Consider the following 16,048-nt stretch of genomic DNA (forward strand, 5'->3'; position numbering starts at 1 on the left):
TGATTATATTAACCTTCCTCGCGGTAGAGGAGAAAGAGGGTCTCTCCATCGACGTTCTCTATCAGCGGAGCCAGACGCTTCCTCCTCTCTCCCCTCCTCAGAAAAACACAGAGTGGTCTCTCCATCAGCTCGGTCTCAAACCTTACCATTTCCCACTCGAAAGCGGCCGATGGGCTTATGGGAAACCTCTTCTCCCCTTCCTTTGTCTGAACTATCACCTCTCCCCCGCCTTGGGGCTTGACCTCCACGGCGAGCACGATTTTCTTGTACTTTCCGCTTACGATGGAGCCGTAGGCAACTGCCATTCCAACGGCGAACAGGATTACTGGCAGGACGATTCCCTCTATCCTGAGCGGAAGTCTTTCTCCGAGGCTCAGGAGTCCCCAAGAAAGGATGAAGGCCATAACAAGAACGGTGAGACTGGATGCAAGGGTTTTAAGACCCACCCTCTTTTTTCCTAGTCCTGCCAAAACTTTCTCCCACTCCTCCGCGCCCTTTACGTAGTCCGTCATCAGGCTGAGCCCCATAAGGAGGAACAGTGAGGGGAGCCCTAAGTTTGAGAAGTATGGGCTGGTGAGTATCCTCTCCCCGGTCTGCCTGTAGGTCTCTGGAAACGCTATGGGGAGGAACTGGGAGGCGCCTATGGCGTAGGGAACTGTGTATAGAACCATCGCCAGCGAGATGACCCTGCCAGCCGAGCCTGTGGAGAGCAGCATTCCAAGGAGTATTAAGATTATCGAGGCGAAGACGACGTACCAGTTCCCGGCTGGAAACAGGCTCGAGTAAGCCAACGCGAGAAGGACTATCACGGGCAGTGCTATGATCAGCTTGAGGATGGTAAAGATGGTCCTGGGTTTCATCTTATCTCACCCAGCAGTTTGCTTAGAATCACGCTCACGTCCTCTTCGCCGGGCAGCCACCTCACCACGTAGGCTCCGATGCTCTCTAGCTCCCTTACTATCGCCCTCTTCTCCATCTCGAGCAGAACTCCCGTCTGGGGGTCAAGGATTGGGTAGACGGAGACATCGATTATCACAGGTCGAATCCGGCCCCTGTGGAGATTCCTCAGCATCACAGCCCCCTTCTTAACGCCGGCCTTGTTGTTCTCCAGGATGTTGGAGACGTGGATCACCAGCGGTGTGTACTGGAGGAGTATCCTCTTGAGCCTCTCCACGGCATCGCAGAAGTTCTCATCCCCAGTGTGAACCCTCTCGAAGTCCATCATTGTTTTCACAATTTTGTGAAGCTGTTTCGGCCCCGTTGCTGGCGGTAGGAACTTCCTCGCACCCAGGAGGTAGAGGCCGACGTGGTAATCTTTCTTGAGGAAGCGGTACGCCATGGACGCAACGAGGTTCATGGCGTGCTCGTAGGGGCTCTCGCTCTCCGTGCCAACCTTCATTAAGTCACTCGCGTCCACGATGAAGAGTATCGCCTTCTTGCCCTCCCTTTCGAACTCGTTCACCAGCACCTGACTAGTCCTCGCGGTGGCCTTCCAGTTTATCAGCTTCATCGGATCTCCTGTCTGGTATTTTCTTATCTCCTTGAAGTCCGTTGAAATCGGCCCCCTGATGGAGAAGCTCGTCTCCGGGACGCTTATCTTGACGTTCCGTCTTGTTTCCAATATGGGCACGTTCCCGAGGATCTTTGGAACGGCCCTAAGGCGAAGCTCCTCACCGTAAACGCCCCATAGGTAGCGCACCCCGAGGGGGTTCCTCGTCGTTACCTCACTCTTTGGGAGGTTGTAGAAGCCCCTCAGTATGGGCTTTATCCTGTAGGAGTAGCTCACCTTCAGCGGCTTGAGCCCCTTGAAGAAGACTCCCACGTTGCTCCCATCGGCCAATGCGACGTTTTTGGGGAGCGGGTCCCTAACGACTACTATGCCCACTCCTCTCTCGACCATCACCTCGACGCTTATCTCAACCTTTTCTCCAGTTCTTACCTCCCGCTTCGAGATTCTCCTCCTGACCGAGACACCGCTCGGGGGGTCGATGAGCATCGCAATGGCCAAAACTGTGAGCGGAATCACAGCTAAGCTAACCATTCCTGGGGCGAGGAAGAGGGTTCCCATGAGGATCGCCCAGAGAAGGTAGCCCAGCAGATTCTTCTGCATATCACTCACGTCCGCTCTCTTTGGGCACTGGCGTCTTTTTGAGGGCTTCCTTGACTATCTCTTCCCCAGTAGCGCCCTCGAATGCGTATTCAGGCTTGATCATAATCCTGTGTGCGAGGGCATCAACCGCGAAGACCTTGATGTCATCTGGAAGCATGTAGTCCCTATTGTTTAGGAGTGCGTTCGCCTTAGCAACCTTCATGAGTGCGATTCCACCCCTTGGACTCGGTCCAGCCTCCACGCGCTCGTCGGAGCGGACGTTCCTCACGAGCTGGGCTATGTACTTCAGCAGGTCCATGCTAATGAAGATGTCCCGTTCTACGATCTCCTGCATCTTGAGGAAGGTTTTCCTGTCGATCAAAGGCTCCATTTCCACTGTAGGGTCGTCTTTGGCCCAGCTCAGGCGCGCTTCCAGAATGGCGATCTCATCGTTCAGGCCCTTCGGGTAACCCACGCGAAGTCTGAGAAGGAACCTGTCGAGCTGGGCCTCTGGCAGGGGATAGGTTCCCTCGAACTCTATTGGATTCTGGGTGGCAATCACGAAGAAGGGCAGCTCCAGCGGGAAGGTCTCGCCTTCTATAGTTATATGCTTTTCCTCCATTGCCTCGAGGAGAGCGCTCTGGGTCTTCGGTGGTGCGCGATTGATCTCGTCAGCGAGGAGAACGTGCGTGAATATCGGGCCTTTTATGAGCTCGAAGGTGCCCTTATTCTGACGCCAGACTTTTGTTCCCAGAATATCGGCTGGTAGAAGGTCTGGAGTGAACTGAACGCGCGTGTACTTCAGGCCGAGAACTTTCCCGAAGGCTTTGGCCAAGAGTGTCTTTCCGAGACCCGGATAATCCTCAAAGAGCACGTTGCCGTTCACCAGCGCAGCGGCTAAGGTCTTCCTAATGACCACCTCATTGCCGAGGTAAACGCTCCCTATTCTCTCGATAATTTCTTTTGAGATCTCAAAGGCATCTTTAATCTCCATCATAGATCACCCCATCATCCTCTTGAGCTCATCAAAAACTTCCTCAACGATTTTGAGCCTGTTTTCAAGCTCTCTCCTCTCGTAGGCTTTCCTTATCCAGAGAGGGGTGAGGGGGGATGTTTTCTTCTCCTCGTAGTCGGCTATCCTCGAGACGAGCTCCTCCACTTTGCCTCTGTCCCCGAAGAGCTGGGCGCCGTAGTAGGCTATGAACGTCACGAGCGGGCCCTTCTTACCTCTCACCACGAAGTCCTCGACGGCTTTCCTCGCCTTCGCCATCTCTGGCCCGAACCTCTCGACGGTTTTGGCCTCATGGCGCCTCCACTGGGATATGAGGTACTTCTCGGGGTCACTCTTCGAGACGACGGAGTAGACCATCGAGCCCGCCACGACAACGCCGAGAACAAGCGCGATCCACTCGCCGTAGAAGACCAGTCCTGGATAGCTGGTGCTTAGTTCTCCCCTGACGCTGGTGTAGAGGCCGAGGATTCCCCCGAGGATGCCGATTCCAATGAGATTGCGCTCCACCGTTTCGGCCCATAGGTGTCCCCTATGGTCGAACTCTGCTACGGCGTAGCCTACAAAGAGAAACGCACCGGCGCAGAGGAAGACGCTCCTCACGGGTTGGAGGGCATTGATCTCCGATAGGCCGTAGAAAAGGATGAAGATACCCGTTCCCCTGACGAGCCGGGAGTTTCTCTTTAATGAAGGGCCCACTAGGGCAGTTCCGGTGCCGATAACCACCATTGCCATCTGGGTTTTCCAGGGGAATATCTCCGCCGGAAGAACTGTGAGGGCCGCGGCTGCCCCGGCGATGCGCATTAGGGGAGACTCGACTTTCCTTCCTGAGTATTCGAGGATGTCCGCTGCGAACATAGAGGCAGCGAGAACCAGGGCCGGAGTTACCAATGCTCTCAACCACTCAATCTGGGCGGACATGGCGTATATCAGCGTAACCGAGCCTATGTAAAGCGCAAGCCTTCCCCAATTCGGGTTAAACAACACAACCACCTCCAATGAGGGTTAACAGGGCGCGGTAGAACCGTATGAACTCCTCCCTTGAGACCTCGCGGTGACTGTACTTGGCTTTCTCAAAGATTTCGGTGAGCACATCGAGGGGCTCCCATGGATACATCATGTCCGTTAGCACAGCCTCTATCTCCCTCGGCGTCAGCTCGTCGACGTTTACTCCGGTTTCCTTGCCCCATGGCAGGAAGCACCTATCGTAGTGCTCCACAACGGCGTCGTTGTAGCTCTTCACTATTCTCGCGGTTGCTCTCTCCACTAGCCCCCCGCAGCGGGCCTCGATGGTGTGTTCGCCAAGGGGAAGCTTCAGTCTGAAGTCCTTCCCTTTCCCGACGGGCTTCCCGTCCACGTAAAGCTCCGGTTCGTTCTCGCACTCGACGCTTATCTCAATTACCTCACCCTCTTTGAAAAGCGGGATTCCATTGTTGAAGATTATCTTCAGTACTGGCTCTCTTTCGACTTTTGGGGCCTTTTTCCTTACCAGCCCGTATCTAGCTATTACCACGGCGAGGAGCAGTGCAATGCCCAAGTAGAGCCAGGGTATCTCCCTCTTCTTCACGATTAGAACATGAAAGGTTTCCTCGGCCGGAAGGTAGTATGAGGAGCCTCTGAAGAACACCCTAACGGTCACGTTCTTTTCATCGTCGGGCACCGGCACCTCCAGTGTCGCTATCCCTGAGGCATTCGTCATCACCTGTCTAATTTCGTTCTCCATCTCTACTGTGAGAAAGACATTTGGAACGGGGTCGTTTAGGGCGTCCAGAGCTTTAAACTTGATTACTGTCGTTTCTTCACCCTCACTTCTGTTCGTTAGGAGCTCTATCTTGATGGGTGAGACGATGACAACGGTTGTCCTAGCAAGGAGGTTGTCACCGTGATAGAAGTCTATGCTCCTCTCGCCGATAAAGTTGAAAGGCTCGAGGGTAAGCGTGAAGCTCCCGTTGCTGACCGGCACTTTGTAGAGTTTTCCTGGATAAATGCGGGCGGATATCTGGCCTTTTTCAAGTCCGATTATCCCTCCCGTAATTTTAACGGGCTTCCCGAGCTCAGCTTCAACCTTCTCAGGAAGCTCCATCTCGACGATGGCTATCTCAACATTTACCTCCGCTGGGGAATAGCTTGCGTCTCCTGGATAGTACAGGCTTAAGTTGTGGCTTCCGAGTTGGGTCAGGAGTACGCGGAGGGAAAACTCGCCGTTTTCAGAGGTGTTGACTGTCCCCATATAGTTTTTGTCGAGGGAATACTCGATGCTAGCGTTGGCTATCGCCTTTCCATCCCCGCCCACGAGGTGCCCCTTGACGGTCACGTTCCCCTCAAGGGAAACCACCTGCTCAGGAACATCAAACTCGGCGAGAGCCTTCACTGCAATCTCTATCCAGGTTTCTCTGGGGACGTATGGGGCACCCCAGCTTGGAAAGTAGTGGAACGTGATGTTGTAGACACCCGGGGCCAGATATCTCGGCAGGGTGAAGTTCACCTGCAAGAGCTTTCCCGTGAGGTTTTCAAAACCGAGCAGAATGGAGCGGTTCCCGTAGTCCAGTGTGGTGTATATCGTTCCCTCATCCAAGACAACGCCGGTGGAATCAGCGACAGTGCCACTGATGGTAATCGTGTCCCCAGCGGTCGCGTTCTGGGGCCAGTCAAAGAGAGTCACCTTTGCCCAATCGATTACCTTCACGGGGATGTATAAAAAGGAAGGGTTTTCTCCGGCAGTTCTAATGCCCAAGAAGTGCCACTCGGGCTCAGATGGTGCATAAAAGAGCAGGTTAAATGCCCCTTTGCGGTCAGGGAGGAGAACTGGGAGGAAGGAGGAATCCATAGGAAGGAGTATAAGTTCAGTGACATTGTCTTCGGTGTATATCCGCACCGTCCCGAGACTTCCTCTTTTAATTACGAGGTAGGCGGGCTCTGCTCTGAGCTTGACCCCTCCGCTGACGTTGACAATCACAATGGCGTCTTCCTTCATGACCTTTCCGTGGTGCTCTACCATGGCTTTTAGGACTATTCCATAGCTGCCTGGGCTCTGGAGTGTCCTCAGCGTTATCTCCGAGGTTCCTGGATTCAGGAGAAACACCAGGGCAGGCTTCTCTGGAACATACGCGTAGAGATACACCTTTGAGTTATTCACGACGTTCATCAAGGTTATGTTCAGCTTTATCTCCCCGCCGGGCTGGAGCTCAAGGCTGTTTGGAGATACCTCAAGCTCGAAGGGCCTGAAGAGGTTCGGGTCTTTCCTAAGGGGGTCGAAGGTCAGCCAGCCAGCTTTATCGAAGTACAGCTCCGCCCAGAACCAGCGGTCTTTATTGCTGATGATCTGCGTTCCAGGAACGGCCCTGATGTAGAAGCCCTCCACGAGCCTCGCTGGAATGCCGTTCAGCCTCGCCAAGATGACGAACGCTGAGGCAAAGTCCTTGGAGGTGCCTTCCTTAGACTCGAAGAGGAACCACGTGAGCGGGTCCGTACCGTTCGGCCTCTCGGGGTTCTCTAAGTAGGTGTAGTGCTTCCTGAGGAATTCGGCGATGAGCTGGGCCTTCTCGTAGTCATCGGTCGCGTTCCTCGTTATGGCCCTAGCGAGGGAGACGAGTCGGGTATCGTTGGGGGCGCTTAGGTAGTCGGTGAGGTTGCCTGCACTCAGGTTGTGAAGGAAGTATGGCTGAAAGGTATAGCTCACGGCCGAAAAGGAGTATGTGCTCACGTTAACTGCCGTCTTGAAGAGGTTGTATTCGGGGAGGGCCTCAACGCCGCTCGCGTTAACCATCGTCGTGTAGAGCGAGGTGTAGAGGTTGCCGCTTAGGGGGGCGAAGGAGATGACACCGATGGTGTCCCTCTCGGCGTGGTGCGGGACTTCGGGCATGGGTGGGGCAACCGTGTTTGCCAGGAGAACGGAGGTGTTCTTCGTGAGCCAGCTCCCGTTGATGTAGTCCGTGTAAACGTTAGCGCGGAGGTAGGAGACATGAGAAGCGCCGGTTACAAGAAGCATAAACTGCCCGTTCTCGGGAACCTCGATCGGCGGACCCGTTTCGTTTGTCTCGTTCCTGGTGGGTTCCCACTGAAGGAGGAACCTCTCGAGGCTCTTTGTTTGGGGGGGCGCTTTTATTAGAACTGGGCCCAGCACGGAGGAGATTATCAAGATGGAGAGGAGGATGAGGATGAAGAACGTAACGTACTTTCGTCTCGCCATGATGTTTTGTCTTTCTCTTTTGGTTTATATAACGTTTTGCTATAGTGTAAAAGTTAGGGGGAAGATACCCCGAACTGCTGACCCGTGAAATTCTAGGTTCTGTGGGTAAGGTTTAATATCTCGCGTACAAATCCTCTCTGGTGGTATCATGGACTTCGGAAGGAAGGTTCTCATCGGTATGGTTCATCTGAAGCCACTCCCTGGTGCGTACCTCTACGACGGTGATCTTGATTCGGTCATCGAGCGGGCTCTCTCTGATGCGAGAACTCTGGAAGAAGCGGGCTTCGACGCGATTATGGTGGAAAACTTCGGTGACGTGCCCTTTTCAAAGTATGTTGATAAGACTACGGTTGCCGCTTTCACGGCCGTGGCGAAGGCAGTAAGGGATGAAGTTTCCATCTCCGTGGGCATAAACGTCCTCAGGAACGACGGGATGGCTGCTTACTCCATAGCCTACGCCGTAAAGGCGGACTTCATAAGGGTGAACGTCCTGAGCGGTGTTGCCTACACCGACCAAGGGGTAATAGAGGGAATCGCCTACGAGCTGGCTAGGCTCAGAAAGCTTCTTCCGGCCAGGATAAAGGTCTTCGCAGACGTCCACGTCAAGCACGCCGTCCACTTCGGGGACTTCGAGGACTCCATAAGGGACACCGTCGAGAGGGGCTTAGCCGATGCTGTAGTAATAAGCGGAAGGGCAACTGGAAGTCCCGTTGATCTGGAGCGGCTGAGGCTCGCGAAAAAAATCTCCCCAGTTCCGGTCATAGTCGGCTCGGGCACGAGCTACGACAACCTGCCCATGCTTTGGAACTATGCAGATGGCTTCATAGTGGGCACATGGATAAAGAGATGCGGAAAAGTTAAGAACGAGATAGACCCCGAAAGGGCTGAGAGACTCATTAGGCTGGCGAAAGAACTTCGGAAAAGGGGCCTCTGACTGCCACAGTTCTGAATATTTTTCTCCGAAAGGTGTATTATCCAGTAATACTAAAAACAAAATCTGTCCCTCTTTTCTTTTCTGCGAGATGGTTTTGATTCAATGGCGATAGAAATGAGAAAAGCAGTGTTATCCAGTCCTGTCCTTCTGCAGGCCCCATTAGTGGCAGCTCTAGAGGATGGGAGCTATTCCGCGAGTTTGCATGTATTCGGCCTGCTCATCGGCACGTTAATGGCCTTTAGCCTTCTGCTCCTCCCGATCTTTGGGGCACGATGGGTCTGGGAGCTAATCATGGACAAGACGAGTGTCGATTCTTCAGAGGGACGCTGAACGATGGTTGGTGAGCTTGCCCCGTTTTTGGTCTTCGTGCTGCTCACCGTGAGCGTTTTCCCGGGGTCTGCTTGGGTTCCGGAGGGATTTCCGAGCGAGCTTTCCTGCTTTACAGAGGTGGAGTATTCCAAACTAGGCCTCCAGCAGGCCAGCTCCACCCAGGAGGAGCCTGAGGAGGCCTATGCAAAATATCTAACCGCAAAGGAGTGCTACGACTCCTTCGGCAACTCGACAGAAGGGTAATGATGTGAGAAAGATGGGGCTTATCAAAAAGCTCGTCATCGGGTTTTTCGTTCTGCTGTTCCTAGGCATAGCAGGGGCCTTTGGCATTTACTACTACGTGCTCTCCCACTACGACCAAGAACTTATCGTCAGCAGCAATGCGGCCATTACGGGGCCAGTGTACTATACTTCAGAGGTATTCCAGGCAGGGAAATACAGAATCGTGGCTGAAAGCGATGTGGTGGTTGAGAAGATACAGACACTCGACCCCAATACTGGTGATGCCATTACGGAATACGAGGGCGACGACGTTATCTATGGCTCTTCCAACTCATTCCAGGTCAGAATCAACTACAACGGGCCTAACCCGAACGCAGAGTACTCTGTCTCTGTGAAGATATACCGTTCGGTTGAGAGGGACTGACATCTTTTTCATCTTTAGTCTTTCCATCATGGAAAAAATTATATCCCACCACTGGAGAGTAGGTTCAGTTACTTGCAGGGGGCACGGAAATGGGGAAGTACTTTGGCACCAGCGGAATTAGGGAAATCGTGAACGAGAAGCTGACTCCGGAGCTTGCTCTGAATGTCGGAAGGGCTCTAGGGACTTATCTTGATGGTGGAACAGTTGTAGTAGGCAAGGACACTAGGACGAGCGGAGAGATGCTCAAAAAGGCAGTGATAAGTGGTCTGCTAAGTGCGGGTGTTGATGTTATCAACATAGGTCTCGCCCCCACCCCGCTGACGGGCTTCGCAATAAAGCTCTACGGTGCCGATGCAGGGGTTACCATTACCGCCTCACACAACCCGCCCGAATACAACGGCATAAAGGTGTGGCAGGCCAACGGGATGGCCTACACACCGGAGATGGAGGCGGAGCTTGAGACTATAATTGACTCCGGGAGTTTCAGGAAAGCTTCCTGGAATGAGATTGGAGCATTGAGGACGGCCGACCCGAAGGAGGAATACATCAAAGCGGCCCTTGATATGGTTGAGCTTAAGGGAAGTTACACCGTTGTAATCGATTCTGGAAACGGTGCAGGTTCTATTCTTAGCCCTTACCTCCAGCGCGAGCTTGGGAACAAAGTTATCAGCCTCAACTCCCACCCCAGTGGCTTCTTTGTGAGAGAGCTTGAGCCGAACGCGAAGAGCTTGGCCATGCTCGCTAAAACAGTCAAAGTGATGAAAGCCGACATTGGTATAGCTCACGATGGTGATGCGGATAGAATAGGCGTCGTTGATGACCAGGGCAACTTCGTGGAGTATGAGGTCATGCTGAGCCTCATTTCGGGATACACCCTCCGGAAGTTCGGGAAAGGGAAGATAGTAACGACGGTCGATGCAGGCTTTGCCCTCGACGATTACGTTAGGCCACTTGGCGGCGAAGTGCTGAGGACGCGCGTCGGTGATGTTGCGGTGGCAGACGAGCTGGCGAAGCACGGCGGAATCTTCGGAGGCGAGCCGAGCGGAACATGGATCATTCCCCAGTGGAACCTAACGCCGGACGGCATCTTCGCGGGAGCACTCGTTCTGGAGATGATCGACAGGCTCGGCCCGATAAGTGAGCTCGCCAAGGACGTCCCGCGCTACGTGACGCTCAGGGCAAAGATACCCTGCCCCAACGAGAAGAAAGCGAAGGCCATGGGGATAATAGTGCGCGAGGCTCTCAACAGCTTTGACTATGAGCGGATTATCGACATAGACGGCGTTAGGATTGAGAACGGCGACTGGTGGATTCTCTTTAGGCCGAGCGGAACGGAGCCGATAATGAGGATAACCCTCGAGGCCCATACCGAAGAAAAGGCCAGGGCATTGATGGAGAAAGCTAAGGGGCTGGTAAAAGACGCAATAGCGAGGGCTTAGTTCCTGAGGGCTGCTTTTACCCTTTCCACGCTTCTTTCAATGTCATCTTTGTCGAACTCCAGGTAAACCGCCTCCGGAAACCTATCCTTCAGCACCTCGAAGAGTATCCCCTCCCCGGGAACGAGCTTAAATCCCGCCTTCTCCATTACCTCCTTAGAGCGCTCGAGTCTCCCCCCTTTGGACATGTAGAAGAACTCCTGCATTGCCTTAAAGTCGAAATCATCTGGGTTGCTCTTAGTGGTGTGGAAGACACCGCAGGTGGGTGAGCCCTTCACCCCGAGAAAGATGACTTTCTCGGGCTTCTCCTCAGTCAGAATCCGACCTATGAAGTCGGCTATCGTTTTTGCTTTCTCTACCATCCCGAGGTGCATGTAAACTTCCCTGCTCATGGGCGCCTTGGCCAGCCTATAAGTTCGTATTCGGGGCATGGATAAGCCAGAACCTGCCATTCATCGCCGAGCTCGGCGAGGAGTTCTCTCAAACCTTCAGCAGTCTTGAACTCCTTCTCCTTCGGCCCACGATAGACATAGAAGGGGCTTAAAAGGCACGGGGCTGTGATAAGGAGCTTCATTCGACCACCTTCCTTATTATCTCCTCAACCCTTCGACGGAGCTCCTTTAGGGTTCTGTCGTTAACTATCACATAGTCTGCCATGTCTTTCAGCTTTGAGGTATGGTAAAGCTCTTCCTCGGCGTCGTCCATCCTCTTAAAGTCCTCGAAACGTTTAATGCCCCTGTCTTTCCCTGCTTTCCTGTCCATGAGGCGCTTGAAGCGTGTCTCTGGGTCGGCGTCAACGTAGATCACGACGCCGCCGACACGTTTTATGGCCTCTATCTCCTCCTTGGAGCGGACTCCATCAATGACGATGTTCCTGCAGTGCCTCTTCTTGTCAATGGCGAGCCTTATGAGCACGTCCCCACCGTACTTGTTCTTCAGGTACTTCCCAAACTCTATTAGTCTCTCCCTCGTGGGTTCCCCTTTCTCAGGCAGCTCGGGGACCCAGGAATAGTCGGCGATGTTGTGGGTGAGGAGGTCGATCAGCGGCTCGCTGCAGCTCACGCGGCAGAAGCCCTTCTCCTCGAAGAACTTTGCAATGGTTGTCTTTCCCGCCGCTATCTTACCGACGACACCGACTATCATCTCTTCCACATCCTCCATATCAGGTTTGCACCGTCCGTCGATTCCATCAGACCTTCGTAAGTCAGGCTGATAATGAACTCTACAAGGGCTTTCTTATCGTAGATCACCGGTTTCTCAAAGCCAAACAGATATTTCAGCTCGAAAAACCCTATGTGGAGGGATCTGAATGGATTCAAGAGCGCAACTCCCTCTTTGAATTTTACTTCAAAGGGAAAGTCTGCAAGGACAAGTTTTGCGCCCTTATCCTTGGCGAGACTCAGGAGCCTTTCCTCGTTGGGGAACAAAATTTCCCTCGGTTCTCCTTCGATGGTCTCGTATTCGAGCTTGGGGAACGCGTAGCGTATTCCAACTGTATCGTATTCGAGGTTTAGTCTCCTCGCAAAGCCAATCAAGGCTTTTGCGTTGAAGCTCATGAAGACGAGTGTTTTTACGTTCCCTTTAACTTCCGGCCATTTCCTCGGTGGGAATTTCATTTCGACATCTATTATTGGGAGCAGAAACTCAAGAACCGTTCCCCTCACGAGCTCAGCGTTTTTCCTCAGCTTCCTCCGCTTTATCTCGAGGTCGAGGTTCGAGTAGACCGTCACCTGCTTGACGCCGAGTGCGTTCCTGAGCTTTCCTATGACGAAGCTGTTACCGATCACAACACTTTTATCCGTCCTGACATGGGCTATTATGAAGAGTTTGTCGCCCTCTGGGTCATAGCGGACCTCGTCTATTCTGAACGGAGTATCTGGAAAGCCGTTTTCCCTTCTGATTTTTTTCACGAGCGCCTCTATTTCTGGGATACTTCTCATTCAACCACCTGGGTCCTCTATGCATTCGTAGATTTCCCTGGCTATTTTTAAGGCTTCGTTCTCGTCGGAAGTGTCCCGAACTATAATTCTGCCGCTGGGAAAGATGCTCACCTCAAACTCCCTGCTCACAATGGCAAGGAACGGGGTGACCTTTTTTACTCTGTATTCTCTCTTTTTGAGGCATTCGCATAGTTCTCTAAGGTCAATACGGTACTTCTTTTCTGGAACTATCGTTACTGCTTTCATGCTTGTGCATGGTCTTGTGGTAATCACCTGCACCACCGGAGAAAAGTGTGGAAGATTCTTCATAAAACTTGCACCTTAAGATGCCCACATATGTTCTATATATGGAACATATATTTATAAATCTTGGAATAAATTTCCCTGCGGTGGGGAACATGAGGAAGCTTACGCCAAGGGAAATAGCGGTAATCGGAATGATGCTCGGTCTTTCGCTGATGCTTGAGGTCATGCCAATAGAGATGCCCACCATGTGGGGCATGAAGATAGACCTCGTCGCGGTTCCAGTAGTGATGGCCTCCTTCCTCACGGGGTTCATGGGCGGTCTCGTTGCGGTTTTCCTGCTCTTCGTTGGGCTGAGCATAGTCTCCCCCTCAAGCTGGCTCGGAGCCAGCATGAAGGCCACCGCGACTTTGGCCGTTCTCATAGGCCTTGAAATCTCCAGAAGAATAACGCGCTTCGACTTTGAGAACTCCTCCACAGAGAAGGCCATCCTCTTTGCCATCCTCGGCTTCTTGGCTGGAATAGCCATCAGGATACCCCTCATGCTCGCGCTCAACTATTACTACGCCCTCCCGATATGGCTCGGCGTCCCCAGAGAACTCGTGGTTCAGACCGTCGAGGAGTGGACCCACGTGCCCTTCTGGGTTGCTATCGGCCTACCGAACGCCGTACAGAGCGCCATAGACGTCTTTGTGGGCCTGGCGGCAACGCTGCCCGTGCTGAGGTCGCTTCCCCATATCCTTGAGTAGCCAGGGGATGTTCTCCGGCTCTAGCCCCCTTTCTCTTAAATATTCGTTCCACTTCTCGGCATATTCTAGAAACGTCCCGCCGCCTGTTTTCATGTAGAGCCAGACGAGGAGCTTTATGTGGAGCCTGTGGTAGAACTCGCTCGAGGAGTCGTAGATGCTCGCATACCTGCTTCAGTCCCCGGTGTCAAAATCGGGCAGGGCTTTTTTGACGCTCATCGCGCCCTCCCAGAAGAGGTCGTAAGTCCTCTCGTCGCCGGTGACTTTCCAGTAGTACAGCCCCTGGAGAGTTATTATGTGGCCGTTCAGAACGAGTTGCTCCGGGTAGTAGTTGTACTCCAGGTACCAGGGGTCATATTTTGTCTGGACAACGAAGCCGTTCTGACTGAGTGGCAGGTTGAACGAGTTCAGGAAGAGCCTTGCGGTTTCGAGATAAGTTTCGTTTTCAGTGAGGTTGTATGCCCGTGCATAAAGCCCTGCTGTCATGCCCTGGGCGTAGCCTGAAACCCCGGGACGCTCGCGTTCTGTAAGTGTAAGTAAACGTTGAAACTGCGTATTCAGTGTCGTTGTAGGTGCTGTGGGTGGCGAATGGAAGAAGCTCGTCCAGGATTTCGAGCATGGCATTGTAATCGCCTCTCTCGTAGTATACCTGGGCCCAGTGGAGTGCCGAGACCGGGTATAAGTTGAAGCCGTTCTGGTTATCCGCCGTTTTTGTAATTGTAGTTGATAATTTCCAGCCTCTGCTCATCGGCTGGCTTTCGGGGGAGCGAGGGCACATCTTCAGTCAACGGCCCCCATTCGGGCTTACAACCCCACATATCGAGTTACATCACTATCTATACTCCAAAACTATTTAAAAATTTCAAAAAACAAAAATTACTAAATATTTCACTCGTTACTACCTACGAAACAGCCCCAAAAGATTTAATAGGATGGATCTTAAAAATATACACCAAAGTTATCAAAATTGTTAATTATGGTGGATAATCATGAGAATCGAACTGCTCAACAAACTCGCAAGAAAGAAGATCTTCACCATAGATGAAATCGCCAATATGACAGGAATCGATAGAAACCCCCTGAAAGTTCTCCTCAGCAGGCTCGAAAAAAGAGGCTGGCTTGAGAGAATTGAAAAGGGAAAATACATTATAATCCCTCTGGGGGCAGAGAAAGGAGAATACACGCTCCACGAGTTCATAATAGGATCATTACTTGTAAAGCCCTCAGCCATAGCTTACTGGTCAGCCCTTAACTATCACGGCTTTACCGAGCAAATTCCCAACACCGTATTCGTCCAGACGACGGCAAGAAAGAAAAAACAAGACCTCAGAATTTTTGGAGTCAGGTATAAAATCGTCAGGATAAAGCCCGAGAAATTCTTCGGCATTGAAAAAGTGTGGATTGAGGGGTTTCAAGTTTCCATAACAGATGGGGAAAAGACTGTAATTGACTGCTTGGACAAGCCGAGATATTGTGGAGGAATAATCGAGGTTGCCAAAGCGTTCAGGGAGGAGCTTGACACAGAAAGGCTCAGAGAGTATGCGTTGAGAATGAATAACTCCGCCGTCATAAGAAGGCTCGGCTACCTCTGCGACTATTTTGGAGTGGATATTGACTTACCAAAGCCAGAAACGAGGAACTACATTCTCCTCGACCCAACAATGCCCAGAGAAGGGCATGTTGACAGTAAATGGAAGGTCATAATTAATGTTGAGCTGGAGGGGTTGGAATGATACCAATACTTGAAATCAAGGCAATTGCAAGAAAGAAGGGAGTTCCCGAGAGTACTGTGGAGAGGGATTACGCCCAGAACTGGCTTTTGTTTGGGCTTTCGAAGACATCCCTCAAAATGGCATTAAAGGGAGGAACGGGGATAAGGAAGGTTTACATTGAGGATTACAGATTTTCCGATGATCTGGATTTCACACCCTTGGAGGAATATGATGGGAAAACAATACAAGGGAAACTGGTGAAGAGTGTTAAGATTGCCAGAAAAGAAAGCGGTATAAGTTTTGAAGAGAATATTGCTTTTAAAGAGACGCCAAATGGTTATGAGGCTACGGTCTATTTCAGAATAATAAGGGCATCAGGACCACCGCTAAAAATCAATCCGCTGGAAAAAAGGAAAATTGTTCATCCTTATTCTGATGGGTGCAGTGCTGAGGTCTTAGTGTATTCCCTCGAGGAGATTTTTGCCGAGAAAGTCCGCTCGCTCTTCCAGAGAATGAGACCAAGGGATTTATATAATATTTGGCGTTTGAAAGATATTATGGAGTGGGGGGAAATCACTGAAATAATCTTTGGGAAGTTTAAGGTTAAAGATGTTCAGCTGGAGTTTGAAGAATTTGAAAGACGTAAGCTCTATTATGAAAGAGCCTGGGAGAGGAGCTTGGCACATCAAATAAATTCACTTCCAGAATTTGAAAAAGTCTGGAATGACGTTCTGAAATTCTTGGAGGAACTCGGGGAGAGTGTTAAGCTATGAG

18 protein-coding genes and 1 pseudogene are annotated in these 16,048 nt (G+C 51.9%); 8 read left to right on the forward strand and 11 right to left on the reverse strand.

From position 1 onward, the window contains the following. Positions 1-8: 8 nt before the first annotated feature. The 5 genes from A7C91_RS05060 to A7C91_RS05080 are packed head-to-tail and all read right to left on the reverse strand — an operon-like array spanning position 9 to position 7,287. Positions 9-860, reverse strand: coding sequence for a hypothetical protein (locus A7C91_RS05060; protein ID WP_068665469.1), 852 nt, complete (start codon positions 858-860; stop codon positions 9-11). Beyond that, positions 857-2,110 carry a DUF58 domain-containing protein gene (locus A7C91_RS05065; RefSeq protein ID WP_068665472.1) on the reverse strand — a complete coding sequence of 418 codons (1,254 nt, stop codon included), beginning with the start codon at positions 2,108-2,110 and terminating at the stop codon, positions 857-859. Before A7C91_RS05065 ends, A7C91_RS05060 begins: the two co-directional genes overlap by 4 nt. 1 nt (position 2,111) lies before the next feature. After that, positions 2,112-3,086: an AAA family ATPase gene (locus tag A7C91_RS05070; protein WP_068665474.1), complete on the reverse strand. Its 975-nt coding sequence runs from the start codon at positions 3,084-3,086 to the stop codon at positions 2,112-2,114. A 3-nt stretch (positions 3,087-3,089) separates the two neighbouring features. After that, positions 3,090-4,085, reverse strand: a complete 996-nt coding sequence (locus A7C91_RS05075; RefSeq protein ID WP_234394491.1) for a hypothetical protein — start codon at positions 4,083-4,085, stop codon at positions 3,090-3,092. After that, on the reverse strand, positions 4,075-7,287 hold the full coding sequence (locus A7C91_RS05080) for a transglutaminase domain-containing protein (RefSeq protein WP_068665478.1): 3,213 nt from the start codon (positions 7,285-7,287) through the stop codon (positions 4,075-4,077). The genes A7C91_RS05075 and A7C91_RS05080 overlap by 11 nt, the downstream gene beginning before the upstream one ends. A 148-nt stretch (positions 7,288-7,435) precedes the next feature. Here A7C91_RS05080 and A7C91_RS05085 point away from each other — a divergent pair, with 148 nt between their 5' ends. The 5 genes from A7C91_RS05085 to glmM all read left to right on the forward strand — a co-directional run bounded on the left by A7C91_RS05085 (position 7,436) and on the right by glmM (position 10,636). Continuing rightward, complete coding sequence (locus A7C91_RS05085; RefSeq protein WP_068665480.1) at positions 7,436-8,221, forward strand: BtpA/SgcQ family protein; 786 nt, start codon at positions 7,436-7,438, stop codon at positions 8,219-8,221. A gap of 162 nt (positions 8,222-8,383) precedes the next feature. Then, complete coding sequence (locus A7C91_RS05090; protein ID WP_199920118.1) at positions 8,384-8,551, forward strand: hypothetical protein; 168 nt, start codon at positions 8,384-8,386, stop codon at positions 8,549-8,551. 3 nt (positions 8,552-8,554) lie between these two features. Next, a complete protein-coding gene (locus A7C91_RS05095) occupies positions 8,555-8,794 on the forward strand; it encodes a hypothetical protein (RefSeq protein ID WP_068665484.1) in 240 nt (79 codons plus the stop codon). A 13-nt stretch (positions 8,795-8,807) separates the two neighbouring features. Continuing rightward, complete coding sequence (locus A7C91_RS05100) at positions 8,808-9,197, forward strand: hypothetical protein (RefSeq protein WP_068665486.1); 390 nt, start codon at positions 8,808-8,810, stop codon at positions 9,195-9,197. Between the two features lie 89 nt (positions 9,198-9,286). Continuing rightward, positions 9,287-10,636 (forward strand): phosphoglucosamine mutase, encoded by a 1,350-nt coding sequence (gene glmM, locus A7C91_RS05105; RefSeq protein WP_068665489.1) that lies wholly within the window; start codon positions 9,287-9,289, stop codon positions 10,634-10,636. On the opposite strand, the pseudogene A7C91_RS05110 reads toward glmM, so the two are convergent. The 4 genes and pseudogenes from A7C91_RS05110 to A7C91_RS05125 form a co-directional block, all read right to left on the reverse strand. Further along, positions 10,633-11,207, reverse strand: a pseudogene (locus A7C91_RS05110) (hypothetical protein). The gene glmM and the pseudogene A7C91_RS05110 sit on opposite strands and share 4 nt — an antisense overlap. Then, positions 11,204-11,776 (reverse strand): AAA family ATPase, encoded by a 573-nt coding sequence (locus A7C91_RS05115; protein ID WP_068667402.1) that lies wholly within the window; start codon positions 11,774-11,776, stop codon positions 11,204-11,206. Before A7C91_RS05115 ends, A7C91_RS05110 begins: the two are co-directional and overlap by 4 nt. Then, complete coding sequence (locus tag A7C91_RS05120; RefSeq protein ID WP_068665492.1) at positions 11,773-12,573, reverse strand: hypothetical protein; 801 nt, start codon at positions 12,571-12,573, stop codon at positions 11,773-11,775. The genes A7C91_RS05115 and A7C91_RS05120 overlap by 4 nt, the downstream gene beginning before the upstream one ends. Beyond that, entirely contained in the window at positions 12,574-12,855 is a 282-nt protein-coding gene (locus A7C91_RS05125) for a hypothetical protein (RefSeq protein ID WP_234394478.1), read from the reverse strand. Between the two features lie 116 nt (positions 12,856-12,971). Between A7C91_RS05125 and A7C91_RS05130 the strand changes: the two genes are divergently transcribed. After that, positions 12,972-13,565: an ECF transporter S component gene (locus A7C91_RS05130; protein WP_068665496.1), complete on the forward strand. Its 594-nt coding sequence runs from the start codon at positions 12,972-12,974 to the stop codon at positions 13,563-13,565. Positions 13,566-13,736: 171 nt separating this feature from the next. Here the strand turns inward: A7C91_RS05130 and A7C91_RS05135 are convergent, their stop codons facing one another. Continuing rightward, the gene (locus A7C91_RS05135; RefSeq protein ID WP_068665498.1) at positions 13,737-14,048 is read right to left on the reverse strand and encodes a D-glucuronyl C5-epimerase family protein; all 312 of its coding nucleotides are present in this window, start codon (positions 14,046-14,048) and stop codon (positions 13,737-13,739) included. After that, positions 14,008-14,340 carry a hypothetical protein gene (locus A7C91_RS11120; protein WP_199920119.1) on the reverse strand — a complete coding sequence of 111 codons (333 nt, stop codon included), beginning with the start codon at positions 14,338-14,340 and terminating at the stop codon, positions 14,008-14,010. The genes A7C91_RS05135 and A7C91_RS11120 overlap by 41 nt, the downstream gene beginning before the upstream one ends. A 211-nt stretch (positions 14,341-14,551) precedes the next feature. Between A7C91_RS11120 and A7C91_RS05140 the strand changes: the two genes are divergently transcribed. Both A7C91_RS05140 and A7C91_RS05145 read left to right on the forward strand, forming a co-directional pair. After that, positions 14,552-15,295, forward strand: coding sequence for a type IV toxin-antitoxin system AbiEi family antitoxin domain-containing protein (locus A7C91_RS05140; RefSeq protein ID WP_082871982.1), 744 nt, complete (start codon positions 14,552-14,554; stop codon positions 15,293-15,295). Next, complete coding sequence (locus A7C91_RS05145; RefSeq protein ID WP_068665503.1) at positions 15,292-16,047, forward strand: nucleotidyl transferase AbiEii/AbiGii toxin family protein; 756 nt, start codon at positions 15,292-15,294, stop codon at positions 16,045-16,047. The genes A7C91_RS05140 and A7C91_RS05145 overlap by 4 nt, the downstream gene beginning before the upstream one ends. The last annotated feature ends 1 nt before the right edge of the window (position 16,048 follow it).

Origin of the sequence: Thermococcus piezophilus, assembly GCF_001647085.1 — an archaeon.
Classification (GTDB): Archaea; Methanobacteriota_B; Thermococci; order Thermococcales; family Thermococcaceae; genus Thermococcus; species Thermococcus piezophilus.

Coding starts and splice junctions, on each gene's coding strand:
- A7C91_RS05140 (WP_082871982.1), top strand. CDS start 14,552: ATGAGAATCGAACTGCTCAACAAACTCGCAAGAAAGAAGATCTTCACC.
- A7C91_RS05065 (WP_068665472.1), bottom strand. CDS start 2,110: ATGCAGAAGAATCTGCTGGGCTACCTTCTCTGGGCGATCCTCATGGGA.
- A7C91_RS05130 (WP_068665496.1), top strand. CDS start 12,972: ATGAGGAAGCTTACGCCAAGGGAAATAGCGGTAATCGGAATGATGCTC.
- glmM (WP_068665489.1), top strand. CDS start 9,287: ATGGGGAAGTACTTTGGCACCAGCGGAATTAGGGAAATCGTGAACGAG.
- A7C91_RS11120 (WP_199920119.1), bottom strand. CDS start 14,340: ATGTGCCCTCGCTCCCCCGAAAGCCAGCCGATGAGCAGAGGCTGGAAA.
- A7C91_RS05085 (WP_068665480.1), top strand. CDS start 7,436: ATGGACTTCGGAAGGAAGGTTCTCATCGGTATGGTTCATCTGAAGCCA.
- A7C91_RS05120 (WP_068665492.1), bottom strand. CDS start 12,573: ATGAGAAGTATCCCAGAAATAGAGGCGCTCGTGAAAAAAATCAGAAGG.
- A7C91_RS05100 (WP_068665486.1), top strand. CDS start 8,808: ATGGGGCTTATCAAAAAGCTCGTCATCGGGTTTTTCGTTCTGCTGTTC.
- A7C91_RS05145 (WP_068665503.1), top strand. CDS start 15,292: ATGATACCAATACTTGAAATCAAGGCAATTGCAAGAAAGAAGGGAGTT.
- A7C91_RS05060 (WP_068665469.1), bottom strand. CDS start 860: ATGAAACCCAGGACCATCTTTACCATCCTCAAGCTGATCATAGCACTG.
- A7C91_RS05080 (WP_068665478.1), bottom strand. CDS start 7,287: ATGGCGAGACGAAAGTACGTTACGTTCTTCATCCTCATCCTCCTCTCC.
- A7C91_RS05070 (WP_068665474.1), bottom strand. CDS start 3,086: ATGATGGAGATTAAAGATGCCTTTGAGATCTCAAAAGAAATTATCGAG.
- A7C91_RS05095 (WP_068665484.1), top strand. CDS start 8,555: ATGGTTGGTGAGCTTGCCCCGTTTTTGGTCTTCGTGCTGCTCACCGTG.
- A7C91_RS05135 (WP_068665498.1), bottom strand. CDS start 14,048: ATGACAGCAGGGCTTTATGCACGGGCATACAACCTCACTGAAAACGAA.
- A7C91_RS05115 (WP_068667402.1), bottom strand. CDS start 11,776: ATGATAGTCGGTGTCGTCGGTAAGATAGCGGCGGGAAAGACAACCATT.